This is a genomic window from Stappia sediminis, assembly GCF_009826895.1.
In the GTDB taxonomy this organism is placed as follows: domain Bacteria; phylum Pseudomonadota; class Alphaproteobacteria; order Rhizobiales; family Stappiaceae; genus Hongsoonwoonella; species Hongsoonwoonella sediminis.
Map to the genome: position 1 here is coordinate 128,299 of NZ_WUMV01000009.1, position 24,520 is coordinate 152,818.

20 protein-coding genes are annotated in these 24,520 nt (G+C 60.5%); 1 reads left to right on the plus strand and 19 read right to left on the minus strand.

Annotation, left to right across the window (positions count from 1 at the left end; all coding sequences use genetic code 11):
- Window positions 1-100: 100 nt before the first annotated feature.
- The 5 genes from dnaE to GR183_RS19080 form a co-directional block, all read right to left on the minus strand.
- Window positions 101-3,541: a DNA polymerase III subunit alpha gene (gene dnaE, locus GR183_RS19060; RefSeq protein ID WP_160777268.1), complete on the minus strand. Its 3,441-nt coding sequence runs from the start codon at window positions 3,539-3,541 to the stop codon at window positions 101-103.
- A 388-nt stretch (window positions 3,542-3,929) separates the two neighbouring features.
- A complete protein-coding gene (locus GR183_RS19065) occupies window positions 3,930-4,613 on the minus strand; it encodes an ABC transporter ATP-binding protein (protein ID WP_208999937.1) in 684 nt (227 codons plus the stop codon).
- Between the two features lie 53 nt (window positions 4,614-4,666).
- Window positions 4,667-5,953: a lipoprotein-releasing ABC transporter permease subunit gene (locus GR183_RS19070; RefSeq protein ID WP_160777269.1), complete on the minus strand. Its 1,287-nt coding sequence runs from the start codon at window positions 5,951-5,953 to the stop codon at window positions 4,667-4,669.
- 38 nt (window positions 5,954-5,991) lie between these two features.
- Window positions 5,992-7,320, minus strand: coding sequence for a proline--tRNA ligase (gene proS, locus GR183_RS19075; protein WP_160777270.1), 1,329 nt, complete (start codon window positions 7,318-7,320; stop codon window positions 5,992-5,994).
- Between the two features lie 503 nt (window positions 7,321-7,823).
- Window positions 7,824-8,453, minus strand: coding sequence for a hypothetical protein (locus GR183_RS19080; RefSeq protein WP_160777486.1), 630 nt, complete (start codon window positions 8,451-8,453; stop codon window positions 7,824-7,826).
- 246 nt (window positions 8,454-8,699) lie between these two features.
- Here GR183_RS19080 and GR183_RS19085 point away from each other — a divergent pair, with 246 nt between their 5' ends.
- Window positions 8,700-9,815, plus strand: coding sequence for an adenylate/guanylate cyclase domain-containing protein (locus tag GR183_RS19085; protein WP_160777271.1), 1,116 nt, complete (start codon window positions 8,700-8,702; stop codon window positions 9,813-9,815).
- Window positions 9,816-9,824: 9 nt separating this feature from the next.
- On the opposite strand, the gene GR183_RS19090 is transcribed toward GR183_RS19085, so the two are convergent.
- The 14 genes from GR183_RS19090 to nuoF form a co-directional block, all read right to left on the minus strand.
- A complete protein-coding gene (locus GR183_RS19090; protein WP_312846857.1) occupies window positions 9,825-10,076 on the minus strand; it encodes a DUF1467 family protein in 252 nt (83 codons plus the stop codon).
- A gap of 22 nt (window positions 10,077-10,098) precedes the next feature.
- Window positions 10,099-10,503: a methylmalonyl-CoA epimerase gene (gene mce, locus GR183_RS19095; protein ID WP_160777273.1), complete on the minus strand. Its 405-nt coding sequence runs from the start codon at window positions 10,501-10,503 to the stop codon at window positions 10,099-10,101.
- A gap of 71 nt (window positions 10,504-10,574) precedes the next feature.
- Complete coding sequence (locus tag GR183_RS19100) at window positions 10,575-12,242, minus strand: ribonuclease J (protein ID WP_160777274.1); 1,668 nt, start codon at window positions 12,240-12,242, stop codon at window positions 10,575-10,577.
- Between the two features lie 56 nt (window positions 12,243-12,298).
- The gene (locus GR183_RS19105; protein ID WP_208999919.1) at window positions 12,299-13,042 is read right to left on the minus strand and encodes a biotin--[acetyl-CoA-carboxylase] ligase; all 744 of its coding nucleotides are present in this window, start codon (window positions 13,040-13,042) and stop codon (window positions 12,299-12,301) included.
- A gap of 32 nt (window positions 13,043-13,074) precedes the next feature.
- Entirely contained in the window at window positions 13,075-14,508 is a 1,434-nt protein-coding gene (nuoN, locus tag GR183_RS19110; RefSeq protein WP_160777276.1) for an NADH-quinone oxidoreductase subunit NuoN, read from the minus strand.
- Window positions 14,509-14,531: 23 nt separating this feature from the next.
- Window positions 14,532-16,040, minus strand: a complete 1,509-nt coding sequence (locus tag GR183_RS19115; protein ID WP_160777277.1) for an NADH-quinone oxidoreductase subunit M — start codon at window positions 16,038-16,040, stop codon at window positions 14,532-14,534.
- The gene (gene nuoL / locus GR183_RS19120; RefSeq protein ID WP_160777278.1) at window positions 16,040-18,004 is read right to left on the minus strand and encodes an NADH-quinone oxidoreductase subunit L; all 1,965 of its coding nucleotides are present in this window, start codon (window positions 18,002-18,004) and stop codon (window positions 16,040-16,042) included. The genes GR183_RS19115 and nuoL overlap by 1 nt, the downstream gene beginning before the upstream one ends.
- A 7-nt stretch (window positions 18,005-18,011) precedes the next feature.
- A complete protein-coding gene (gene nuoK / locus GR183_RS19125; RefSeq protein WP_160777487.1) occupies window positions 18,012-18,320 on the minus strand; it encodes an NADH-quinone oxidoreductase subunit NuoK in 309 nt (102 codons plus the stop codon).
- Window positions 18,321-18,420: 100 nt separating this feature from the next.
- Window positions 18,421-19,035 carry an NADH-quinone oxidoreductase subunit J gene (locus tag GR183_RS19130; RefSeq protein ID WP_160777279.1) on the minus strand — a complete coding sequence of 205 codons (615 nt, stop codon included), beginning with the start codon at window positions 19,033-19,035 and terminating at the stop codon, window positions 18,421-18,423.
- Between the two features lie 222 nt (window positions 19,036-19,257).
- Complete coding sequence (nuoI, locus tag GR183_RS19135; protein WP_160777280.1) at window positions 19,258-19,746, minus strand: NADH-quinone oxidoreductase subunit NuoI; 489 nt, start codon at window positions 19,744-19,746, stop codon at window positions 19,258-19,260.
- A gap of 28 nt (window positions 19,747-19,774) precedes the next feature.
- On the minus strand, window positions 19,775-20,011 hold the full coding sequence (locus GR183_RS19140; RefSeq protein ID WP_160777281.1) for a hypothetical protein: 237 nt from the start codon (window positions 20,009-20,011) through the stop codon (window positions 19,775-19,777).
- 10 nt (window positions 20,012-20,021) lie between these two features.
- On the minus strand, window positions 20,022-21,071 hold the full coding sequence (gene nuoH / locus GR183_RS19145; RefSeq protein ID WP_160777282.1) for an NADH-quinone oxidoreductase subunit NuoH: 1,050 nt from the start codon (window positions 21,069-21,071) through the stop codon (window positions 20,022-20,024).
- A gap of 15 nt (window positions 21,072-21,086) precedes the next feature.
- Entirely contained in the window at window positions 21,087-23,183 is a 2,097-nt protein-coding gene (gene nuoG / locus GR183_RS19150; RefSeq protein WP_160777283.1) for an NADH-quinone oxidoreductase subunit NuoG, read from the minus strand.
- A 27-nt stretch (window positions 23,184-23,210) separates the two neighbouring features.
- Window positions 23,211-24,515: an NADH-quinone oxidoreductase subunit NuoF gene (gene nuoF / locus GR183_RS19155; protein WP_160777284.1), complete on the minus strand. Its 1,305-nt coding sequence runs from the start codon at window positions 24,513-24,515 to the stop codon at window positions 23,211-23,213.
- Between the last annotated feature and the right edge of the window lie 5 nt (window positions 24,516-24,520).

Below are 24,520 nucleotides of genomic sequence, written 5' to 3' on the forward strand. Positions count from 1 at the left end.
AGCGCGCGGCCGCAATTCAAGTCCACAATGTCAATCAAACCGGCGCTTTTTCGCGAATTACATCCGAAATGGATTTTCAATAGAGCCCAGCTGCGCGACCTCAGGCCATCTGGACGTCGACGACGCCGGGGATCGCCTTCACCGCCCCGGCGATTTGCGGAGAGAGCCGGTAGCGGCTTGGAAGCTTCACTTCTATCTCCCGCTGCCCCTGGTCCAGGAGTACCACCACGTTCACATCGCCGTCGCCGCGGTCTTTCAAATGCCTGGAAAGACTGGCAGCAGAGACGCCTTCCCTGACGAAGACGGTAAGGCTCTTCTGGACGCGCGATGCAGCCGTCTCCAGCCTGTCGACGGATTGTATGCGAAGGCTCACTTCCTCATCGCGCATGTCGGCTCCAACAACGAGCACAACGGATTGTCCCGGCTCTATCTGGTCGCGGTATTGAAAGAGCGTTTCGGAGAAAAGCAGTGCTTCGTATTGTCCGGTCGGATCGGAAAGCCGCACGATCCCCATCCGGTTGCCGGTCCGCGTCTTGCGCTCCTGCTTGGAAATCACCGTTCCGGCCAGTTTTCCTGCGGAAGCACCCGCCTTTACCGCCTGCTCGAATTCCGCCCACATCTGCACCCGCATCCGCTTCAAAAGCGTGAGATATTCATCAAGCGGGTGGGCTGAAAGATAAAAGCCGATCGCCGCATGCTCGCGCTGAAGCTGATCGTCCGGCATCCACGGCGAAACATCGGGAAGATGCACCGCCTCTTCCTCTTCGCCGCCGCCAAACATGTTGCCCTGGCCGGACACGCTTTCTTCTTCGGTCAGTTGCGCCACTCCAACGATCCGGTCGAGCCCTTCGAAGACGCGGGCCCGATTTCTTTCAAGATCATCGAACGCGCCTGCTGCAACGAGGCTTTCAAGCGTACGCTTGTTGAGATTTCGCGCGCCTATCCTGCGGGAAAAATCGCTGATCGTCTTGAAGAGCCCGTCGCGACGCACCGAAACGATATGTTCGACGACCTGTTCGCCAACGCCCTTGATTGCGCCGAGTGCATATCGGACCTTTCCGTCCTCCACTTCGAAATGCACATCGGAGCGATTGATCGACGGCGGCAGCACCTCGATGCCCATTCGCCGCGCTTCCTGGCAAAAATCGCTCAACTTGTCGGTATTGCCCAGATCGAGCGTCATGGAGGCGGCCATGAACTCGACCGGGTAATTCGCCTTCAGCCATGCCGTCTGGTAGGAGACGAGCGCATAGGCGGCGGCGTGCGACTTGTTGAAGCCGTAGTTGGCGAACTTCGCGACGAGGTCGAAGATCGTCCCCGCCTGCTCCTTGTCGATGCCTCGCTCCACCGCGCCATCGGTAAAACGCGCGCGCTGGATCTCCATTTCCGAGGCGATCTTCTTGCCCATGGCGCGGCGCAGGAGGTCGGCTTCGCCGAGCGAATAACCGGAGAGGACCTGCGCAATCTGCATCACCTGCTCCTGATAGACGATGATACCGTTCGTCTCCTTCAGGATGGGTTCGAGCAGAGGATGCAGATAGTCCGGTTCCTGCTCGCCGTGCTTCACCGCGTTGTAGACCGGGATGTTGTCCATCGGCCCCGGACGATAGAGCGCGACAAGCGCGATGATATCCTCGAAACGGTCGGGCTTCATGCCGGCGATCGCCCGGCGCATGCCCTGGCTTTCCAGCTGGAACACGCCAACCGTTTCACCAGCCGCCAGAAGCTTGTAGGTCTTTTCGTCGTCGATCGGCAGAGCCGCCATATCGACGTCGATGCCCTTTCGTTTGATGAGTTTCACCGCGGTGTCGATCACCGTCAGCGTCTTCAGGCCCAGGAAGTCGAACTTGACCAGGCCTGCTTGCTCGACCCATTTCATGTTGAACTGCGCAACCGGCATGTCGGAGCGCGGGTCGCGGTAGAGCGGCACGAGCTGTTCAAGCGGCCTGTCGCCGATCACGACACCGGCGGCATGCGTGGAAGCGTGACGATAGAGGCCTTCCAGTTTCTGCGCCACGTCGAGCAGCTTGTCGACGCCGTCCTCATTCTGCTGGGCTTCCTGGAGGCGAGCCTCGTCCTGGATTGCCTGCGCCAGCGTCACCTGCTTTCCGGGCGCGGCGGGGACTAGCTTCGACAGTCGGTCGACCTGGCCGTACGGCATCTGCAGCACACGGCCGACGTCGCGAAGCACGGCGCGCGCCTGCAGCGTTCCGAAGGTGATGATCTGGGCAACCTGCTCCCGGCCGTATTTTTCCTGAACGTAGCGGATCACTTCCTCGCGCCGGTTCTGGCAGAAGTCGATGTCGAAATCCGGCATCGAAACGCGTTCCGGGTTTAGAAAACGCTCGAACAGCAGCGCAAAACGCATCGGGTCGAGGTCTGTAATGGTAAGCGACCACGCCACCAGCGAGCCGGCACCCGAACCGCGCCCCGGCCCGACCGGGATATCGCGCAGCTTCGCCCATTTGATGAAGTCCGCCACGATCAGGAAGTAACCCGGAAACTTCATCCGCTCGATAATGCCGAGTTCGTAGTCCAGCCGTTCCCAGTAGTCCTTTTCCTCCATGCCAGGCGCAAGACCATGCGCGGCAAGGCGTTCCTTCAGTCCCTCCCGCGCCTGCCTGCGAAGTTCCGCAGCCTCCGCATTCAGCGCTTCTTCCGGGTCGGCACCCGCACCTGTAAATCGCGGCAGGATCGGGCTGTGCTTCAGCGGACGGAAATGACAACGTTTCGCGATCTCGACCGTATTTTGAACGGCTTCAGGCAGATCGGCGAAAAGCTCGATCATTTCGGCCCTGGTCTTGAAGTAATGCTCCGGCGTCAATCGCCGCCGCTCGTCATCGGCGACGACTCTTCCCTCGGCGATGCAGATCAGCGCGTCGTGCGCCTCGAAATCCTCCGCCTTCGGAAAATATGCGTCGTTCGTGGCGACGATTGGAATATTCCGGCTGTAGGCAAGATCGAGAAGTCCCTGCTCCGCCTGAGCCTCGGCGCCAAGTCCATGGCGTTGAAGCTCAATATAAAGGCGGTCGCCGAATGCGGCGTGGAGCGTAGTCAGGCGCGCTAGCGCCTTGTCCTTGTCACCGGCAAGCAGGGCCTGGGCGAGCGGGCCCGCCAGACCGCCCGTCAATGCGATCACGCCTTCCGCCTTCGCGACAACGCGGCTCATCGGAACGTGGGCAAGCTTGGTCGGATCGGTATCGAGGTAGGCCCGGCTGGCGAGGTCCATCAGGTTTTCATAACCGGTCCGGCTTTGTGCAATGAGAACGAGTTCGCTCAGATATTCCGTTCCACGGCGCGAGCTGATGCCCCCGTCTTCGAAATCGACGAGAATCTGTACACCGACGATCGGCTGGATTCCGGATCCCCAGGCCTTCTCGGAAAATTCGAGGGCGCCGAACAGGTTTCCGGAATCGGTCACCGCGAGCGCGGGCTGCTCGTCCGACTTGGCAAGGTCGATCAGTTTGGCAAGCGGCAGCGCACCTTCCAGAAGCGAGTATGCCGAATGGGTTCTAAGGTGCACAAACCCGACGTCCGCCATTTGCCGTTCCCTCGCCACTGAGTCTCAGGCTTAAAGAGTCCACGTTCGGCCACATGATGTCGACAGCTCAAAGCCCGTCACCCACTGAATTACGCGGGCCTTGTGGACATTCGCCAGCATTATCCCGCATAGAGCAACACATCGCTCCAGACGGCCATCGTGGCGGTGAAGGCGATAATCGAACCGAATGCGGCAAGGTCCTGAAAAAATCCTCTGATGTCGGCGGCCATGATGGTTCTCCTTCGTCATGATCACGTCACGGCATTTATATTGTTCTTTCTTTGTTCTTTTTGCAATCTCGTTTTGTTCTTGTTCTTTCGCTGGTAAATCAATCGTTAATTGGCCTTGCGACTGGAACTGAATCGTCTGGACATGACGTCGTCGCCTATCAGCGCTCGATCTCGACGACGTGTCCATCTTCCAAGGTGATGCAGCGGTCCATGCGTTCGGCAAGTTCCATGTTATGCGTCGCGAAAAGTGCCGCGAGCCCTGATGCGCGCACCAGCGCCACCAGCGCATCGAACACATATGTCGCCGTCTTGGGATCGAGGTTGCCCGTTGGCTCGTCGGCAAGCAGTACCTTCGGAGCGTTGGCGACGGCCCTTGCGATCGCCACGCGCTGTTGCTCGCCGCCGGAAAGCTCGGCGGGCCTGTGGTCCATTCTTTCCTGCAGGCGCATGTAGCCGAGAAGCTGACTGCTGCGCTCCAGGGCTTCCTTCCGCTCAAGCCCGCGAATGAGCTGCGGCATGGCTACGTTCTCGAGCGCTGAGAACTCGGGCAGCAGATGATGGAACTGGTAGACGAAGCCGATGTCGTTGCGCCGGATTCTCGTGCGCTCCGCGTCATTCGCCTTGCCGCATGGCGTGCCGCCGATGAAGACTTCGCCGCTGTCGGGACGCTCCAGAAGTCCGGCGATGTGAAGAAGCGTGGATTTGCCGGCGCCGGAGGGTGCGACAAGCGCCACGATCTGGCCGGGATAGAGCGTCAGGTCCGCGCCTTTAAGCACCTGAAGGCGGCCATGTCCTTCCTTGAAGCTTCGGGTAATACCCTTGAGATGCAACGGATAAACCATTGCGGCCTGGCGAAGGTGCGGCGTCTCGTCCATCTGATAATGCGCTTCCTCGCTCATTCGTATCTAAGCGCCTCCACCGGGTCGAGCCGCGCCGCGCGCCATGCGGGATAAAGCGTCGCCAGCAGAGAAAGGACGAGCGCCATGACGACCACGGTGATGGTCTCTCCGGTGTCCATATCCGCCGGCAGGCGGCTCAGGAAATAAAGCTCCGGGGAAAAGATCTCCGTTCTGGTCAGCCATGATATTCCCTGGCGGATCGTCTCGACGTTCAGGCAGACGATGAAGCCGAGGATGAACCCGGCGACCGTCCCGACGACACCTATGCTTGCGCCCGTTATCACGAAGACACGCATGATCGCGCCGCGCGTCGCGCCCATCGTCCGCAGGATCGCGATGTCATGTCCCTTGTCCTTCACGAGCATGGTCATGCCGGAAATGATGTTCAAGGCAGCGACCAGCACGATGAGGGTCAGGATCAGGAACATGACATTCCGCTCCACTTCAAGCGCCGAGAAGAATGTGATGTTTCTTTGCCGCCAGTCGGTCACGAAGGCGGGCCTGCCCGCACCGTCTTCCACGGCCCGGCGCATCGGGCCTACGTTGTCGGGATCATCAACGAACACTTCGATCCCCGTCGCCGCTTCCTCCTGGTTGAAGTAGAGTTGCGCTTCCTCGAAGGGCATGAACACGAATGTGCTGTCGTATTCCGACATGCCGATCTCGAAGATCGCGACCACCGGATACCCCTTCACGCGAGGCGTCGTGCCGAGCGGCGTGATGTTGCCGCGCGGGCTGACGATCGTCACCCGGTCGCCAACGGCTACGCCCAGTTGCTGGGCCATGCGCGTGCCTATGGCGACGCCGCCGCTCGTATCGAAATCGTCGAAGGCGCCGGCGCGGATCGTTTTGGTTACGAGGGGCACGCGGCGCAGGTCGACCTCGCGTACTCCGCGCACCAATCCGCCAAGCGCACCCACCGGACCGGAGACGAGTGCCTGCCCTTCCACGAAGGGCATCGCGAATCGCACGCCGTCCAGATTGTCGATTCGCGCCGCCACCGCATCGTAGTCGTCGAGTGCGCTGTCGATCGGCTGGACAAGCATATGTCCGTTCACGCCCAGGATCTTCGACAGCAATTCCCCGCGAAAGCCGTTCATCACCGCCATGACGATGATGAGGGTGGCAACGCCCAGCATGATGCCGATGAACGAGAACCCCGCGATGATGGAGATGAACGTCTCCCGCCGCCTGGAACGCAGGTAGCGCCCGGCCAGCATCCACTCGAACCTTGCGAAGGGGCGTGTTCCCTCGAGGTTTTCGTCGGCTGCTTCTGCTGTCATCGCGTTATCGGTCCCGTGGGCCTGTTAAGCGTGCGGCGTCATCCCTTGATATCCGCCACCAGCCGATTGACCGCTTCTTGTGGCGAAAGCGAGACGCGTTCGCCACTGGAGCGATTCTTCAACTCAACGATACCATCCTTTAGCCCGCGCGGTCCCACCACCAGCTGCCACGGCAGGCCGATCAGGTCCATCGTCGCGAATTTCGCGCCCGCGCGCGTGTCTTCGTCGTCGTAGAGCACTTCCACGCCCGCATTCTCGAGTTGGGCGTAAAGGTCTTCGCACGCTGCGTCGGTGGCAGCGTCACCCGTCTTGAGGTTGACGAGACCGACATGGAAAGGCGCCACGGAAGTCGGCCAGATTATGCCGTCATCGTCATGGTGAGCTTCGATGAGGGCGCCGAGAAGCCGTGAAACGCCAACGCCGTAGGAGCCCATGTGCACCGGCGTCTCCGTCCCGTCGGAAAGCGTCACATTAGCCTTCATCGGTTCTGAATATTTCGTGCCGAAATAGAAGATATGGCCGACTTCGATACCACGTGCCGTAACGCGCCGGTCTTCGGCAATAGCGTCGAACGCCGCCTTGTCGTGCATTTCGTCCGTCGCCGCATAAGGCGCTGTCCAGGCGCTAACGATCGGCGACAGATCAGCCTGGAAGTCGGTGTCCGCTCCCGGGATCGGCAGATCCAATATGTCCTTGTGGCAGAAAACCTCGCTCTCGCCGGTTGAAGCCAGGATGATGAATTCGTGGCTCATGTCGCCGCCGATCGGGCCGGTTTCCGCGCGCATGGGAATCGCTTTCAGGCCCATGCGGTGGAATGTCCTGAGATAGGCCACGAACATCCGGTTGTAGGCGTGGCGTGCGCTTTCCTTGTCGACGTCGAATGAATAGGCGTCCTTCATCAGGAATTCGCGCCCGCGCATGATGCCGAAGCGCGGCCGCACTTCGTCACGGAACTTCCACTGGATATGGTAGAGATTGAGCGGAAGGTCCTTGTAGGAGCGAACATAGGCGCGGAAGATCTCCGTGATCATTTCCTCGTTGGTGGGGCCGAAAAGCATGTCGCGCTCATGCCGGTCGGTAATACGCAGCATCTCGCGGCCATAGGCGTCGTACCGTCCGCTTTCGCGCCACAGGTCGGCGGACTGGATGGTCGGCATCAAAAGCTCGACCGCCCCTGCCCTGTTCTGCTCCTCTCGCACGATTTGCTCGATCTTTCGCAGCACCCGGTATCCAAGCGGCAGCCAGGCGTAAATGCCCGCTGATTCCTGCCGGATCATGCCCGCGCGCAACATCAGACGGTGGGAAACGATCTCCGCTTCCTTGGGGGTTTCCTTGAGGATGGGAAGGAAATATCGGGATAGGCGCATCGGGGTTCTCGCGGCTCGCGCTTCAACTAAATCTTTCGCGTGCAGTCAAACCTTATGCGTCTGAAAAACACAAGCCCCGCCGATGCCCGCCTCGCATTCCGAATGAAGCATCCGCCGGCAATTCGTTTGTGGCGTCATGAAAGTATTTGCTTACGTCCGGATTTTTTGACCAAATGGTCAAATACGAATGCAGGATTCATTTTATCTGCCAAGCAAAAAATTTAGGCGGACCCTGCACAAAATGATGACAAGTGGATTTCGATGGAGTAACGTCTCGCCTCATAAAAAGGGATGGGCTGTATCAAGCAGTTCACACCACATAACAGACATCGCGGTCTGAGTCTTGGGAGGAAAGACCTTTCGGCGCCCACTATTGGTAGCTGCCCGCCGGAAACTAGGTGTAAGCCAATTCCGGTGATGAAGGGTTGAAGACGCGCAACTTCTAAAAAGCAAGGCCATCAGGCCTTGCTTTTTTTTGTTCCGAGCTTGGGGACAACTCGCGTTCAGTTAATGGCGAAGCAGTAAAACAGGCCATCACCGCCCGTGCCTCGCAGGTTTTCCTGGCTGCAGCCTCTGCTTGGGTGTGATGAATTCCAGGACTTGGAAGGTGCATCGTCGCGCAAGCCCATGCGGTCGTGATGGCCAACGATCGCGCTGCCTTCCCCGTTCAGAGTCCAATCCCCGCAGGTGTTCTCGTTCGCCGTCCCGTCCGCGTTGCTGCCGGTCAGGATATCGTGCCGATTCGGGTCGTCACCGCGCCCATTCACCATTTCGCCTTTTTCGGTGAGACCGGTTTGTTTGCTGATCGCATTCGCGTCGGAATGCAACGCGTCCACGCTTTCGGCAATTACCTCGCCCTTGGCATTTGCCCAGGGGCCGCTGCCGATGCGGTCGCGTGCATTCGTCGAGGATGTGCTGAGGTAGGCGCGCCATGTCTTGCCGGTAATGCCCGCGGCCTCGGCCAGCGCCTGGCAATGTGCATCCGCCCCCTCAAGGCCACCCAGGTTCGCCCCGTTGCCGGGGCCGGCGCTCGTGATGAAGAATGTCATGTCCGGGGACTGGGCGTAGGCCGGAATGGCGGCTGCCGAGACGAATGCAAAGGCGAATAATAGTTTCCGATGGGAAAACACCATATTGCTCCTCCCTGATCTGCCCTCTTTAAGGGCTGCACAAACAATACTTATCTTTTGACGCCAATTGTGGCCGATCGCGTAAATCGCACGCGCCATCGATCACAATTACGTAAGGTCACTTACACACGCGGCGCATCAGGCTGTTTTCGCCGGTTCGATCCATATCAAACCGGCAGCGACAGCTCCGGGTTATAATTTCTCCAGCATGGCCCGTACTACGTGAGACGGTCGACCCGGAACAAGCAGATGGCAAGAAAAACCGAACCGCGTCCTCTCGAAACGTTGGGACGTGAATATATCGAAGCGATCATCGCAAGTGGCCTTGTGGATGATATCGCCGACATCTCCGATCTCGAACCTCGCCCCTATCGCTATGCCGAGGGCGAGTTCATCTGCCGGCATGGCGACGTGGCCGAATCTCTTTGGGTGATCGTCACGGGGTCCGTCGCCGTCAAGGAGGGAGACCGAACGCTCTTCGTCCGCAGGCGTGGCGAGGTCGTTGGAGAGCAGAACCTACTGGGAAACGGCTACCGTCGAATGTACGACCTCGTCGCCAGCGAAATGAATGTCGAAGTGCTGGTCGTCGACAAGGCCAACATAGAAAAACATCCCGAAAGGGATGTCATCTACCGCAATATCGCCCGCATCATCTCGCTCAAGCTGAAGAATGCCAGCATCAAGGTCGCGTCCTTGAGCCGTCAGCTTCAGGACGACACGCGCATCCTGCACGCCTATACCAACCAGTACGCGCTCAGCCGGCGCATGCAGGCCGGCGGCGGCCGCTTGACCGACTACAAGGTCGACCGCGCGATCGTCTGGTTCTCGGATATTGTCGGCTTTAGCGAACATACGCTGTCGATGAGCCCGGAGCGCACGGCGGATATCGTCCAGCGTTTCTTCAATGCCCAGTCAGTGCCGATTTCCGCGCATGGCGGATATATCGACAAATTCATAGGCGACGGGCTGATGGCATTCTGGGTCCTTCAGGATAGCGGCAGCGCATCGGAAGCATGCCTTGAGGCGCTGCGGGCGGCGGAGAAGGCGGTAAAGGCCGTATCCGGGATTCGCGTGGGCAATACGAAGCTGCATCTACGCGTCGGTTTGCACATCGGCCTCGTGCTCAGCGGGGATTTCGGCTCCGCTACCCGTCATCAATTCACGCTGATCGGCAAGGACGTGAACAAGGCGGCCCGTCTTGAGGAAGTCCACAAGGAAGACATTCTCGATGGCGAGCCCGCGCCCGGTGACATCAGGATCAGCGCCGAATTCCGTGCCGAGCTCGGCGAGACCGTCCAGCGGCGCTATGGCCGGCGCAGCGTCGCACGTGCCAAGAACATCGGCGAAGTCGAATTCTACAGTTAGATTTTTCGATCAGATCGGAAAATCGTCCAGGGTCAGGCCGGAATGGACCTTCACCCAATAAAAGATCGCGAAAACCACGCCCGCGACAATCGTCGTTAGAACGGCCTTTTTGGCCAGTTGCGGGGCATGCGGCGCACTTGGCACCGTGCCCGGAACGATTTCGCCTTCTTCTTCCTGCGTGCGCACGCCGATCGGCAGCACCGCGAAAAGCACCACCCACCAGATAATGAAATAGATCGCAAGGCCCGACGTCAGCGACACGGCTTGGCTCCGATAATTCTTCTCATGCTTGCTCCAGTTCCACGAGCGTTCCGTTGAAATCCTTGGGGTGCAGGAAAAGCACCGGCTTTCCATGTGCGCCGACCTTCGGCTCACCGTTGCCGAGAACGCGCGCGCCCTGCTCCTTCAACCGGTCTCGTGCCGAAATAATATCGTCGACCTCGTAGCATACATGGTGGATGCCGCCGGACGGGCTGCGGTCGAGGAACGCCTGTATCGGCGAATTTTCGCCGAGCGGCTCCAGCAGCTCGATCTTGGTGTTGGGAAGCTCGATGAAGACGACCGTGACACCGTGGTCGGGCTCTTCCTGCGGCGGAGAGACCTTGGCGCCAAGCGTATCGCGATACGTCGCCGTTGCCGCTTCAAGATCCGGCACCGCAATTGCCACGTGATTGAGACGTCCGATCATGATCCATCCTTCCCGTTCGCTGCTTTTCCCGATGTGACGGCAAACGGCTCGGTATTCAAGTCGGCCAAAGGTCACACGCGCGTGGCGATCGCGCGCGTCAGCGGTTTCTTGCCCCAGGCTTCATTGACGGCACTCCGCGCCGCCCGCCTTGCGGCCTCGGCCACAAGGTCAGGGTCCTTGCGCCGCGCCTTGGGAATGCTCTCCACCGCACCTATCACCGCATCGAGCACGATATCCTCGAAGTCGCGCCCCTTGTTGTCGGCGTCCGGCAGGCCGAAGAGCACGGCTTCAGGTTCGCCGACCAGCATCCCCTTGCCGTCGACCGTGAGCGTCACGACGACGGCGCCGGCAAACGAAAGCTTGCGCCTTTCGCGCACGCCGGTTTCTTCCGGGTCGCCCAGGATCGCGCCATCCTTTACCGAAATGCCTACGGGCACTTCATCGATGAGTTCCAGTTTGCCGGGCGCCAGACGAACCATGTCGCCATTTCGTGCGATCGTGGTCTCCTTGATCCCTTGCTGGCGCGCAAACGCCTCCTGCGCCGCCAGATGCATCGCCTCGCCATGCGCGGGCACCAGTGCCTGGGGTTTCAGCACATCGTATAGCCGCTCCAGTTCGCCCTTTCGCGGATGGCCGGAAACATGCACCAGCCCGTCCCGGTCGGTCATCACCTCGATGCCCTGTTCGATAAGCTGGTTAATGATGGCGTTGACTGCCTTTTCGTTGCCGGGGATGGTGCGCGAGGAAAAGATCACAAGGTCCTTTTTCGCAAGCGCAACATTGCGGTGGTCGCCCTGGGCAACGCGCGCCATGGCGGCCCTCGCCTCGCCCTGGCTGCCGGTCAGCAGCGCCACCACCTTGTCGCGGGGCAGATATCCGAAGGCCTCTTCATCGAGGAACGGCGGCAGGCCGTCGAGATAACCGAGTTCCGACGCCACCTCGATCACCCGTTGCATCGAGCGTCCCATGACAACGACCTCGCGCCCGGCAGCCTTCGCCGCAAGCGCGATGGAGCGGATGCGCGCCACATTGGACGCGAATGTCGTTACCACCACGCGGTTCGCCGCCTTGCCGATGATATTGGCAAGCTCGCGCGCAACGTCCGCTTCGCTGGGGCTCACCCCGTCGCGCACCGCATTCGTGCTGTCGCAAATAAGGGCACGCACGCCTTCCCGGCCGATTTCGGCAAGCCGCTCCAGGTCGATCGGCTTGCCGACACCCGGTTCCGGATCGATCTTCCAGTCGCCGGAATGCACGACCGTGCCGACGCCGGTGCGGATCGCAAGGGCACAAGGTTCGGGGATCGAGTGCGACATGGCGATCACCTCGACGTCGAAAGCCCCGATTTCGAGCCGCTCTCCCTGCTTCACCACCGTTACCGGAATATGTTCCACACCGTATTCGCTCTCCTTTTTCGCTTCCAGGAGGCCGGCGGTGAAAGCCGTCATGTATAGCGGTGCCCGCAGCTTGGGCCAGAGATGGATCAGCGCGCCGTAATGGTCTTCATGCGCGTGGGTGATGACGATCCCGTCAATCCGGTCGCGCTCATCCTCCAGAAAACGGATATCGGGCATGACAAGGTCGATACCCGGCAAGTCGGGCCCGGCGAAGCTTACCCCGCAATCGACCACGAGCCAGCGGCGGTCGTCCTCCGGGCCGTAACCATAAAGGCCGAGGTTCATCCCGATTTCGCCTAGGCCGCCTAGGGCGACGAATACGAGCTCATTGTCGCTCGACATGCATGCACTCCTGAAAGATGGCCTGCCGACCGTCGGAGGTTCCCAGGGTCTGAACCCTAATCACCGAAGAAAACGTCGCCTGCCGATATACGGTCTATTTCGCCGTTGTCGAGGCGCAAGCGCAAGCGGCCATCCGTGTCGATGCCAAGAAAGACACCGGCAATCTCCCGGTCGGCAAATCGCACGTTGATCCGCTCGCCGACGCCGGTCGCACGTTTGAGCCAGCCTGTCCGGATATCGGCGAATCCATCCGGATACGACCATGCCTCAAGTTTCTCGGACATCTTTCTGGCAAGATGAGAGAAAACAGCATCCGACGTCGCTCTGAAACCAAATCCAGCCAGGTCACCCGCCGGATAGAGGCCAAGATCGGGATGATGCGCGCAATTGACCCCGAAACCGCAGACAATCGCCCGCCTGTGTGCATCAAGCGTCAGAGCCTCGAGCAGGATGCCGGAAATCTTGCGCCCCTCGATCAGGAGATCGTTCGGCCATTTGAGCTTGACGACACCCAGCACGCCACAGGCCGCTTCCACGGCGTCGGCAAGCGCGACCGCCGCGACCATCGGCAATTCGCCAATACGTTCAGGCGGCGCCGGATCGACGATCAGAAGCGAAGCGTAGAGATTGCCTCTTTCGGAAGTCCAGTCCCGTCCGCGCCGTGCCCTTCCCGCGGTTTGTTCCATTCCGACGATCCAGAGTTTCCCCGTATCGCCGGCTTGTGCCGCGTCCATGGCAAGCGCATTGGTGGACCCGACAGAGGAATAGGCCCTGAAACGATAGCCCGGCACACCTGGCACCGGGCGTTCGTTTCCGTCGTATTGCATGGCGTTCAGAACAGCGTCTTCGCTGCGGTCCCGGCCATCTCCACGATCGGGCCGGCGATGACGACGAAGAAGAGGACGAAAGCGCCCGATACGCCGAGCACGATCTTCATCTCGCCCGGCATGGGCAGGAATTTCGGTGCCGGCTCGTCGAAGAACATCACCTTGATGATGCGCAGGTAATAATATGCGCCGACGACCGAGGTCAGCACACCGATCACGGCGAGCGGATAGAGGCCCGCTTCCACGGCCGCCAGGAAGACGTAGAACTTCGCGAAAAAGCCGACGAACGGGGGGATGCCGGCGAGCGAGAACAGGATCACCGCAAGCAGGATCGCCATCGGCAGGTTCGTGCGCGACAGGCCGGACAGCTCGTAGATCTCCTCGACCATCCCTTCCTTTCGCCGCATGGCGAGAATGCAGGCGAACGCACCGAGCGTCATCGCCATATAGGCCGTCAGATAGACGATGACGCCTTCGACGCCCTGCTCCGTGCCGGCTGCCAGGCCGACGAGCGCGTACCCCATGTGACCGATCGACGAATAAGCCATCAGCCGCTTGATGTTGCGCTGGCCGATAGCGGCGAAAGCACCGAGCGCCATGGAAGCGATCGACACGAAGACGATGATCTGCTGCCAGTCCGCGGTGATTGGATGAAATGCATCCATGACAATGCGCGTCAGCATGCCCATCGCGGCGATCTTCGGTGCCGCGGCGAAGAATGCGGTAACAGGCGTCGGCGCCCCTTCATAGACATCCGGCGTCCACATGTGGAACGGGACGGCGGAAATCTTGAAGGCGATGCCCGCGAGAATGAAGACAAGGCCGAAGATGAGCCCGAGCGATGGCTCGTCGGCCGCCAGCACCTCGGCAATCGGTCCGAAACCGGTATGGCCCGTAAAGCCATAGACCAGCGACATTCCGTATAGCAGCATGCCGGAAGAGAGCGCCCCGAGAACAAAGTACTTCAGGCCGGCTTCCGTCGAACGGATGCTGTCACGGTTGATCGAGGCCACGACATAGAGCGATAGCGATTGCAGCTCCAACCCAAGATAGAGCGAGATCATGTCGTTCGCCGACAGCATCAGAAGCATGCCGAGCGTGGCGATGACGATCAGCACCGGATACTCGAAACGCTCGAAATGCTCGTTGCGGGCGTAGGCGACCGACATGGCGATCGCCAAACCCGAGCCGATCAGCGTCAGGATCTTCAGGTAACGGGCGAAGCCGTCCTGAATGAAGGCCCCGCCGAAAGTCGTCCCCTCCGCCGGGCTGAAGATATAGATCAGCACGGCAACCGCGAGGAGTGCGACCGACATGCCCGTGACGATCGGGGTAGAGCGTTCGCCGCCGAAAACGCCGACCATCAGAAGAACAAGTGCACCTGCGGCCAGAAGCAGTTCCGGCAGGGCCGGCATCAGATCGGGAAGTTCGCTAACCATCGTTTAATCTCGCCCTTCTGACCTTAATGCGCCAGCGATGCTGTCTGCTGTGCCGTATCAAGCGCGGCTTGGTAGTTCTGGATGAGTTGATCGACGGACGCCTGCGTCACATCGAAGACAGGTGCCGGGTAGAAGCCGAAGAAGATCGTCAGCACCACGAGCGGCACCAGGATCACGCGCTCGCGAACCGACAGATCCAGGATCGACTTAAGGCTTTCCTTGTCGATGACACCAAAGATCACGCGCCTGTAGAGATAAAGCGCGTAGGCCGCCGAAAGGATCACGCCGGAAGTTGCGAAAAGCGCTACCCAGGTGTTCACCTTGAAAGCGCCGATCAGCGTCAGGAATTCGCCGACGAAGCCGCTTGTGCCCGGCAGCCCGACATTCGCCATCGTGAAGATCATGAATGCGACGGCATAGGCCGGCATGCGGTTGACGAGCCCGCCGTAGGCGTCGATCTCGCGGGTGTGCATCCGATCGTAGATCACGCCCACGCAGAGGAAGAGCGCGCCCGACACGATGCCGTGCGAAAGCATCTGGAAGATACCGCCCTGCACGCCCTGTTCCGTCATCGTGAAGATGCCCATGGTAACGTAACCCATGTGCGCGACGGACGAATAGGCGATCAGCTTCTTGATGTCTTCCTGCGCCAGCGCCACGAGCGAGGTGTAAATGATCGCCACCACCGACAATGTGAAGATGAACGGCGCGAACAGGTCGCTCGCGATCGGGAACATCGGCAGAGAGAACCGCAGGAACCCGTAGCCGCCCATTTTCAGAAGGATGCCCGCCAGGATCACCGAACCTGCCGTCGGCGCCTCCACGTGAGCATCGGGCAACCAGGTGTGGACTGGCCACATCGGCATCTTCACGGCAAAGCTCGCGAAGAAGGCAATCCACAGCCACGTCTGCATTTCGGCCGGGAAGGAATGGGCGAGCAGCGTCGGTATATCCGTCGTTCCGGCGTTCCAGTACATCGCCATGATGGCGATGAGCATCAGCACGGAGCCGAGCAGCGTGTAGAGGAAGAACTTGTAGCTCGCATAAACGCGCCGCTTGCCGCCCCACACGCCGATGATCAGGAACATCGGGATAAGTCCGCCTTCGAAGAAGACGTAGAAGACGACGAGGTCGAGTGCGCAGAACACGCCGATCATCAGCGTTTCCAGAACGAGGAACGCGATCATGTATTCCTTGACGCGGTTCTCGATGCTGCGCCAGCTCGCCAGAATACAGAACGGCATCAGGAATGTCGTCAGGATGACGAACAGCATGGAGATGCCGTCGACGCCCATCCGATAGGTGATGTTTCCGCCGAGCCAGTCCGCCCGCTCCTCGAACTGGAAGCCCGGGCTCTGCGTATCGAAATTGATCCAGATGATCAGTGAGACGACGAACGTGAACACCGTCGTGATCAGCGAAACGCGGCGGATGTTTTCCTTGGCGCTCTCCTCCTCGCCGCGGACGAGGAGGATGAAGAGAACGCCGACGAGCGGAAGAAACGTTATGGTGCTGAGAATAGGCCAGCTCATTAATGGGCACTCCCGCCGCCAAACATGGACCAGGTTACAAGGGCCGCAACGCCGATGAGCATGGCGAAGGCATAGTGGTAGATGTAGCCCGTCTGCAGCCGGACGACCCATGTCGTCACGTTCTGCACCCGTGCGGCGATGCCGTCCGGCCCCAGGCCGTCGATCGTCGCGCCATCGCCCTTTTTCCAGAGCTGACGGCCGACCCACATCGCGGGCCGCACGAAGATCGCATCGTAAAGCTCGTCGAAGTACCACTTGTTGAGCAGGAACTTGTAGAGCCCCTCATGGCGCTCCGCCAGGCGCTTCGGCGTTTCGGGCGAACGAATGTAGAAGAGCCACGCCAGCGCGAAACCGCCGATCATCATGACGAGCGGAGCGAACTTCACCCAGGTCGGCACATCGTGCATGTCGTGCAGGACGTGGTTTTCCGACGATGTGAAGAGCGACGTACGCCAGAACTCGCCGTAGCCTTCGCCGATGAAGACACCCGAGAAGATCAGGCCAGCGAACAACGCGCCTGCTGCCAGGATCATCAGCGGGACGGTCATGACGTAGGGCGATTCATGAACGTGCTTCATCACGTCCACCGGCGCGCGAGGCTTGCCGTGGAAGGTCATGAACGCTAGCCGCCATGAGTAGAAGGATGTCAGAGCGGCGGCCGCCACCGTCAGCCAGAAGCCGTAAAGGGCGAAGCTGTTGTGGCCGACGAATGCGGATTCGATAATCGCATCCTTCGAGAAGTACCCGGCGGTCAACGGGAAGCCGGTCAGCGCAAGCGTCCCTATGATCATCATCCAGTAGGTGACCGGGATATGCTTCCTCAGCCCGCCCATCTTGCGCATGTCCTGCTCATCCGAAACAGCGTGGATAACCGAGCCGGCGCCAAGGAACAAGAGTGCCTTGAAAAAGGCATGAGTGAACAGGTGGAAGATGCCGACCGAATAGGCGCCAACGCCGAGCGCGACGAACATGTAGCCAAGCTGCGAACAGGTCGAATAGGCGATCACGCGCTTGATGTCGTTTTGCACCAAACCCACGGTGGCGGCGAAGAACGCCGTCGTTGCACCGATAAAGGTCACGAACGTGAGCGCGGTATGCGAAAGCTCGAAGAGCGGCGACAGGCGCGCGACCATGAAGACCCCGGCCGTCACCATCGTCGCCGCATGGATGAGCGCGGAAACCGGCGTAGGGCCTTCCATCGCGTCCGGCAGCCAGGTGTGCAGCAGGAACTGGGCGGACTTGCCCATAGCACCCATGAAAAGCAGCAGGCACAGGGCCGTCATCGCGCCGTGAGCGTCGAGTTGGTAGCCGAGGAAATCGAGTACAGGTTCGCTGTGCTCTCCCTCGACGAACGCGTGTGCGTTGGCGAAGACCGTGTCGAGATCGATCGAATTGAAGAGGTAGAAAACGCCGAAGATACCGAGCGCGAAACCGAAATCGCCGACGCGGTTCACCACGAACGCCTTGATCGCTGCCGCGTTAGCGGACGGCTTCTGGTACCAGAAGCCGATCAGAAGATAGGACGCAAGGCCCACGCCTTCCCAGCCGAAGAACATCTGGAGGAGATTGTCTGCCGTCACCAGCGTCAGCATCGCGAAAGTGAAGAGGGATAGATAGGCGAAGAAGCGCGGGCGGTGCGGATCGTGGTGCATGTAGCCGATGGAATAGACATGCACCAGCGACGAAACGGTGTTGACCACCACGAGCATGACAACGGTCAGCGTATCGACGCGGATCATCCAGTTCACGTCGAGCGTACCGGAGTTGATCCACCTCAGGATCGTCACATGCTGAGGTGGCGCGTCGGTGAATCCGACGGAGAAGAAGGCGATCCAGGAAAGGATCGCGGCCACGATCAAAAGACCCGAGGTGATATACTCACTGGCCTTTGAGCCGATCATGCGGCCGAACAGGCCGGCGATCAGAAAGCCGATAAGCGGCAGGAAGACGATAGCCGAATACATCCGCCCCTCAGCCTTTCATCATGTTGATGTCTTCCACGGCGATGGAGCCGCGGTTTCGGAAGAATGCGACGAGAATGGCAAGCCCGATGGCCGCCTCCGCCGCCGCGACGGTAAGAACCAGAAGCGCGAACACCTGCCCGACCAGGTCGCCCAGGAAGGATGAGAACGCGACGAGATTGATGTTGACGGCCAAGAGCAGCAGTTCGATCGACATCAGGATGATGATGACGTTCTTCCTGTTCAGGAAGATGCCGAAGATCCCGATCGTGAACAGGATCGCCGCTACCGTCAGATAGTGTGACAGACCGATTTCCATGGGCGCCTCGCCGTGCTCCCCCGTATTCATCCAGCAGATGATCCCGCGGGGCGCGGGACCATCCATGCAAACGTTTAATTTCCTGGCCGAGCCGGTGGCATCAGATGCCCTTGCCGGTCTCGACCTTGCGAACCTCGATCGCCGTCTCGCGGTTTCGCGCGACCTGCGTCGGGATGTCCTGCCGCTTCACCCCTTCTTTGTAACGCAGCGTCAGGACGATCGCGCCGACCATGGCCACCAGAAGAACGAGCCCGGCGATCTGGAAGAAGAAGATGTAGCGTGTGTAGAGAACCTCGCCGAGCGCCTGGATATTCGAGGCCTGCTCGAGCGGGGGTATGGGCGCCGCCACATTGGCCGGCACTTCGGGCGCGAACGCCCAAGCTCCGAGACCGAGAAGCAATTCGACCAGAAGAATGATGCCGACGAGAGCACCCACCGGCAGATATTGAAGAAAGCCCTGCCTGAGTTCCACGAAATCGACGTCAAGCATCATGACGACGAATAGGAACAGCACCATGACCGCGCCGACGTAGACGACGATCAGGATCATTGCGAGGAACTCCGCGCCGAGCAGGATGAACAATCCCGCGGCGTTGAAGAACGCGAGGATCAGGAACAGGACCGAATGCACGGGATTGCGCGATGCAATCACCATGAAGCCCGAGGCGACGCATATCGCCGCGAAAAGGTAAAAAAAGACGGCTTGCAGGACCATGTCTGGGATTGCCCCCGTCACTCTCCAAGACCGGCCTGCCTTCGGGTTGGATTACCCCAAAACAGATAAACCGATCGCTTTCCAGTTGCCGGAGCATGAACGGCATTCGCCAGAACGCCTCTTGCTCCGAAAATTCAGTAGCCCAGGAGGGCTTTTGCCGGCGCGCACCGGCTTTACACCGGGCCCGCCGTCACGTCCACTTCGCTTCCGCTCGGCCTGCCATCAGCGGTAGGGTGCATCCATCGCCATATTGCGTGCGATTTCCCGCTCCCAACGGTCGCCATTGGCGAGAAGCTTTTCCTTGTCGTAGTAGAGTTCTTCACGGGTTTCCGTGGCGAACTCGAAATTCGGTCCCTCGACGATCGCGTCCACCGGGCAAGCTTCCTGACAGAAGCCGCAGTAGATGCATTTCACCATGTCGATGTCGTAGCGCGTGGTGCGGCGCGTGCCGTCGTTGCGTCGCGGGCCGGCCTCGATGGTGATCGCCTGTGCCGGGCAGATCGCCTCGCACAGCTTGCAGGCAATGCAGCGTTCTTCGCCGTTGGGATAGCGTCTCAGCGCATGTTCTCCACGAAACCTCGGGCTCACCGGCCCCTTTTCGAAGGGGTAGTTGATCGTCGGTTTCGGCTTGAAGAAGTATCTCATGGCGAGAAAGAACGCCGACACGAACTCCTTCAGAAAGAGCGAATTGGCGGCCTGTTGCAGTCCCATGACCCAAATGCCTCTCTCGCGGTTCAACTCAGCCGGTCATCGACACGGCGGCTATGTATCCGATCACCGGAAACCCGATGATCGTGGTGATCAGGACGAGGATCCGAATGCCTTCCCGGTTTCGCACCAGGAAATCTTCGGCACCCTTCCTCTGCTTTCGCCGATCCAGTCTCCCGTTCAGGACACCGGCGACGATTTTATAGTCCAACCAACCGATATAGAGCCCGATGGCAGCTCCGATCACCCCTGCGAGCGATACCGGCATGGTCTTGTCCTCAAGGCGCCCACCCCGTCGCCATCAGCACGGCCGCGACGATGAACACCATGGCGAGCGACAGCGGCAGGAACACCTTCCAGCCAAGACGCATCAGCTGGTCGTAGCGATAGCGCGGCACCATCGCCTTGACCATCGCGAACATGAAGAAAACGAACACCGCTTTCAAAGTGAACCAGATGATGCCTGGAACCCAGGTGAACGGCGCGAAATCGAAGGGGGGCAGCCAGCCACCCATGAACAGGATCGTCGTCAGGGCGCACATCAGCGCGATAGCGACGTATTCGCCGAGCATGAACATCATGTACGGCGTGGAGCCGTATTCGACCATGAAGCCCGCGACCAGTTCCGATTCGGCTTCAGCCAGATCGAACGGCGGACGGTTCGTTTCTGCAAGCGCGGACACGAAAAAGACGACGAACATCGGCAGGAGCGGCAGCCAGTACCAGTTCAGGAACGTCAGCCACGGCAGGCCGATCATCGTCGCAAGCCCCGTCTCCTGTGACTTCACGATATCGGTGAGGTTCAGGGAACCGGCGCAAAGAAGGACGGTGACGATCACGAAGCCGATCGAGACTTCGTAAGAGACCATCTGAGCGGCCGAACGCAGCGCCGAAAGGAACGGATATTTCGAGTTCGATGCCCATCCCCCGATGATGACGCCATAGACGCCGAGCGATGAGATGGCGAAAATATAGAGGATGCCGACGTTGATATCGGCGATCACCCAGCCTTCGGCCACGGGCACCACCGCCCATGCGGCAAGTGACAGCATCACCATAACAAGCGGGGCAAGCAGGAAGAGCCCCTTGTTTGAACTGGCCGGGATGACCGGTTCCTTCAGCACGAACTTCAGAAGATCGGCGAAGGACTGCAGCAAGCCCCAGGGCCCGACGACGTTCGGGCCACGGCGGATCTGCACGGCTGCCCAGATCTTGCGGTCGGCATAAAGGATATAGGCGATCGCAATGAGCAGCACGACCATGAGCAGGACGCTCTGGGCCACCATGATAATCAGCGGCAGAAGATAATCCGCCCAAAGATCAGCCATTCTAGCCTCCGCCCCTTACTCGGCTGCCTCGACCGCGCGGGCCTTCGCCTCGGCCGAGCATTCGGCCATGACGCTGGACGCCCGAGCGATCGGGTTGGTCAGATAGAAATCCTGGAAAGCATTGGCGAATGGCGCCTTGTCCATTTTGCCGCCAAGCTTGGCTGCGTTCTCCACGCCTTGCCCGCCGGTTTCGACGATCTGCTCGATCTCGGCCATATGCGGGCAAGCCTCGTAAAGCGCCCCGCGCAACTCCCCGAGCGAATCGAAGGCAAGCGCTTTTCCCAGCTCCGCCGAAAGTGCGCGCAGGATCGCCCAGTCCTCACGTGCGTCGCCCGGCGGGAAGCCGGCGCGATCGCCAAGCTGGACACGGCCTTCGGTGTTCACCCATGTGCCGGATTTTTCCGTATAGGCCGCACCCGGCAGGATCACGTCGGCCCGGTGCGCGCCACGGTCGCCATGCGTACCGATATAAACGACGAACGCATCGCCGAAAGCCGACATGTCGAGCTCGTCGGCGCCAAGCAGGAACACGACTTCGATATCGCCCTTGGCGGCGCCATCCTGGATCCCGCCGGTGTCGCGCCCGCCCTCGCCCGGCACGAAGCCGATGTCGAGCGCCCCGACCCGGGAGGCTGCCGTGTGCAACACGCTGAAGCCGATCCATTCGTCGGTCACGGCCCCGAAATCTGTTGCAAGCTTCGCGGCTGCCGAAAGCACCGCCTTGCCGTCGGCGCGCATCAGCGCGCCCTGGCCGACGATGATCAGCGGCCTTTCGGCGTCCTTCAGGACCTTCGCGAATTCCGATTTGCCCGAAGCGATGTCGGAAAGCGTTTCCGGTCCGGCGCCGAGATAGGTCGTCGGGTATGTCAGGTCCGCAGCCTCGCCGATGACGCCGACCGGCAGCCGGCCCATCCGCATGCGCTTGCGGATGCGCGCGTTCAGCACCGGCGCTTCGATCCGCGGATTGGAACCGATGATCAGCACGGCGTCGGCATCTTCGATGCCCTGGACGGTTGCATTGAAGAGATAGGAGGCACGCCCCAGGCTCGGATCGAGCGCCGTTCCGTCCTGGCGACAATCCATGTGCGGGCTCTCGAGCGCTTCCATCAGGCTCTTCAGCGCGAAGACCTCTTCAACGCTTGCCAGATCGCCGGCGATCGCCGCGAGCTTGCTGCCCCCGGCCGCCTTCACCTTTTCGGCGATCGTGCCGAACGCATCCTTCCAGGAAGCTGCGACGAGCTTGCCGTCCCGTTTGATGTAAGGCTTGTCGAGGCGCTGCGCGCGCAGGCCGTCCCAGATATAGCGGGACTTGTCGGAGATCCATTCCTCGTTCACCGCCTCGTTCAGGCGGGGCAGGATGCGCATCACTTCGCGTCCGCGCGTATCGATGCGGATCGCCGAACCAAGCGCGTCCATCACGTCCACGCCCTCGGTCTTTTTCAGCTCCCAAGGCCGTGCCTTGAAGGCATAGGGCTTGTGCGTCAGCGCGCCGACCGGGCAAAGGTCGACGACATTACCCTGCATTTCGGATGACAGCGACTGCTCCAGATAGGACGTGATTTCGGCATCCTCGCCACGGCCGATCAGGCCGAGGTCGGAGACACCGCATACCTCGGTCGTGAAGCGCACACAGCGCGTGCAGTGGATGCAGCGCGTCATGATCGTTTTCACGAGCGGGCCGATGTATTTGTCCTCTACCGCGCGTTTGTTTTCATGGTAGCGCGAGGCATCGACGCCATAGGCCATCGCCTGGTCCTGCAGGTCGCATTCGCCGCCCTGGTCGCAGATCGGGCAGTCCAGCGGATGGTTGATCAGCAGGAACTCCATGACGCCTTCGCGGGCCTTCTTGACCATCGGCGTCTTGGTAAAGATTTCGGGCGCCTCGCCGTTCGGTCCGGGGCGCAGGTCGCGCACGTTCATGGCGCAGGAAGCGACCGGCTTTGGCGGGCCGCCCTTCACTTCTACCAGGCACATGCGGCAATTGCCGGCGATCGACAGCCGGTCGTGGAAGCAGAATCGCGGGATCTCGGCACCGGCTTCCTCACACGCTTGAAGAAGCGTGTACTCGGGCGGTACCTCGATTTCCTTCCCGTCGACGATGATCGTGCGCATCGTTGTCTCCGAATTCCTTGACCGGCGTTATTCAGCCGCCGCAAGAGCGGCGCCCGACGACCGCGCCTTGGCGGTGTACTGGTCGATACGCTCTTCGATAACCGGGCGGAAATTCCTGATAAGCCCCTGGATCGGCCATGCCGCGGCATCCCCGAGGGCGCAGATTGTGTGGCCTTCGACCTGCTTCGTCACCTGGAAGAGCATGTCGATTTCCTCGCGCGAGGCATTGCCCTTGACCATGCGCTCCATCACGCGCCACATCCAGCCGGTGCCTTCCCGGCAGGGCGTGCACTGGCCGCAGCTTTCGTGCTTGTAGAAGTAGCTGAGCCTGGCAATCGCCTTGATGATGTCGGTGGACTTGTCCATGACGATCACCGCCGCCGTCCCGAGCCCCGAGCCCTTTTCCTTCAGGCTGTCGAAATCCATTCCGCAATCGGCGATATCCTCGCCCTTGACGCAAGGAACGGAAGAACCGCCCGGGATCACGGCCATGAGATTGTCCCAGCCGCCGCGAATGCCGCCACAGTGCTTGTCGACCAGTTCGCGGAAGGAGATGCCCATCTCCTCCTCCACGGTGCAGGGCTTGTTCACATGGCCGGAGACGCAAAAGAGCTTCGTGCCTGTGTTGTTGGGCTTGCCGAGACCCGCGAACCACGCAGCTCCCCGGCGAAGGATCGTCGGAGCGACCGCGATCGATTCCACGTTGTTGACCGTCGTCGGGCAACCATAGAGGCCCACGTTCGCCGGGAACGGCGGTTTCAGGCGCGGCTGCCCCTTCTTGCCTTCAAGGCTTTCCAGAAGTGCCGTTTCCTCGCCGCAGATATAAGCGCCCGCGCCATGGTGGACGTGGATATCGAAGTCGTAGCCGTGAACGTTGTTCTTGCCGATCAGCCCGGCCTCGTAAGCCTGGTCGATCGCCGCCTGCAGGCGCTCGCGCTCGCGGATGAATTCGCCGCGCACGTAGATGTAGGCGGCAATCGCGCCCATGGCGAAACCGGCGACCAGGCATCCCTCGACCAGCGTATGCGGGTCGTGGCGCATGATCTCGCGGTCCTTGCAGGTTCCCGGCTCCGACTCATCGGCATTGACGACAAGATAGGCCGGACGTCCGTCGCTTTCCTTCGGCATGAAGGACCACTTGAGCCCGGTCGGGAAGCCCGCTCCGCCGCGCCCGCGCAGGCCCGAGGATTTCATCTGATCGATGATCCAGTCGCGCCCCTTTTCGAGGATCGCCTTGGTCCCGTCCCATTGGCCGCGCTGGCGCGCGCCTTCAAGGCCCCAGTCGTGCAGGCCGTAGATATTGGTGAAGATCCGATCCTGATCCTTCAGCATCCCGT

Bases quoted from the DNA above. Each gene is read 5' to 3' on its own strand.
- mce (WP_160777273.1), bottom strand. From the start codon at position 10,503: ATGATCGGACGTCTCAATCACGTGGCAATTGCGGTGCCGGATCTTGAA.
- GR183_RS19070 (WP_160777269.1), bottom strand. From the start codon at position 5,953: ATGACAGCAGAAGCAGCCGACGAAAACCTCGAGGGAACACGCCCCTTC.
- GR183_RS19065 (WP_208999937.1), bottom strand. From the start codon at position 4,613: ATGGTTTATCCGTTGCATCTCAAGGGTATTACCCGAAGCTTCAAGGAA.
- GR183_RS19140 (WP_160777281.1), bottom strand. From the start codon at position 20,011: ATGCCGGTATCGCTCGCAGGGGTGATCGGAGCTGCCATCGGGCTCTAT.
- nuoK (WP_160777487.1), bottom strand. From the start codon at position 18,320: ATGGAAATCGGTCTGTCACACTATCTGACGGTAGCGGCGATCCTGTTC.
- nuoH (WP_160777282.1), bottom strand. From the start codon at position 21,071: ATGGCTGATCTTTGGGCGGATTATCTTCTGCCGCTGATTATCATGGTG.
- GR183_RS19085 (WP_160777271.1), top strand. From the start codon at position 8,700: ATGGCAAGAAAAACCGAACCGCGTCCTCTCGAAACGTTGGGACGTGAA.
- GR183_RS19100 (WP_160777274.1), bottom strand. From the start codon at position 12,242: ATGTCGAGCGACAATGAGCTCGTATTCGTCGCCCTAGGCGGCCTAGGC.
- nuoG (WP_160777283.1), bottom strand. From the start codon at position 23,183: ATGCGCACGATCATCGTCGACGGGAAGGAAATCGAGGTACCGCCCGAG.
- GR183_RS19130 (WP_160777279.1), bottom strand. From the start codon at position 19,035: ATGGTCCTGCAAGCCGTCTTTTTTTACCTTTTCGCGGCGATATGCGTC.
- GR183_RS19115 (WP_160777277.1), bottom strand. From the start codon at position 16,040: ATGAGCTGGCCTATTCTCAGCACCATAACGTTTCTTCCGCTCGTCGGC.
- dnaE (WP_160777268.1), bottom strand. From the start codon at position 3,541: ATGGCGGACGTCGGGTTTGTGCACCTTAGAACCCATTCGGCATACTCG.
- GR183_RS19080 (WP_160777486.1), bottom strand. From the start codon at position 8,453: ATGGTGTTTTCCCATCGGAAACTATTATTCGCCTTTGCATTCGTCTCG.
- nuoN (WP_160777276.1), bottom strand. From the start codon at position 14,508: ATGGTTAGCGAACTTCCCGATCTGATGCCGGCCCTGCCGGAACTGCTT.
- nuoF (WP_160777284.1), bottom strand. From the start codon at position 24,515: ATGCTGAAGGATCAGGATCGGATCTTCACCAATATCTACGGCCTGCAC.
- proS (WP_160777270.1), bottom strand. From the start codon at position 7,320: ATGCGCCTATCCCGATATTTCCTTCCCATCCTCAAGGAAACCCCCAAG.
- nuoL (WP_160777278.1), bottom strand. From the start codon at position 18,004: ATGTATTCGGCTATCGTCTTCCTGCCGCTTATCGGCTTTCTGATCGCC.
- nuoI (WP_160777280.1), bottom strand. From the start codon at position 19,746: ATGGGACTGCAACAGGCCGCCAATTCGCTCTTTCTGAAGGAGTTCGTG.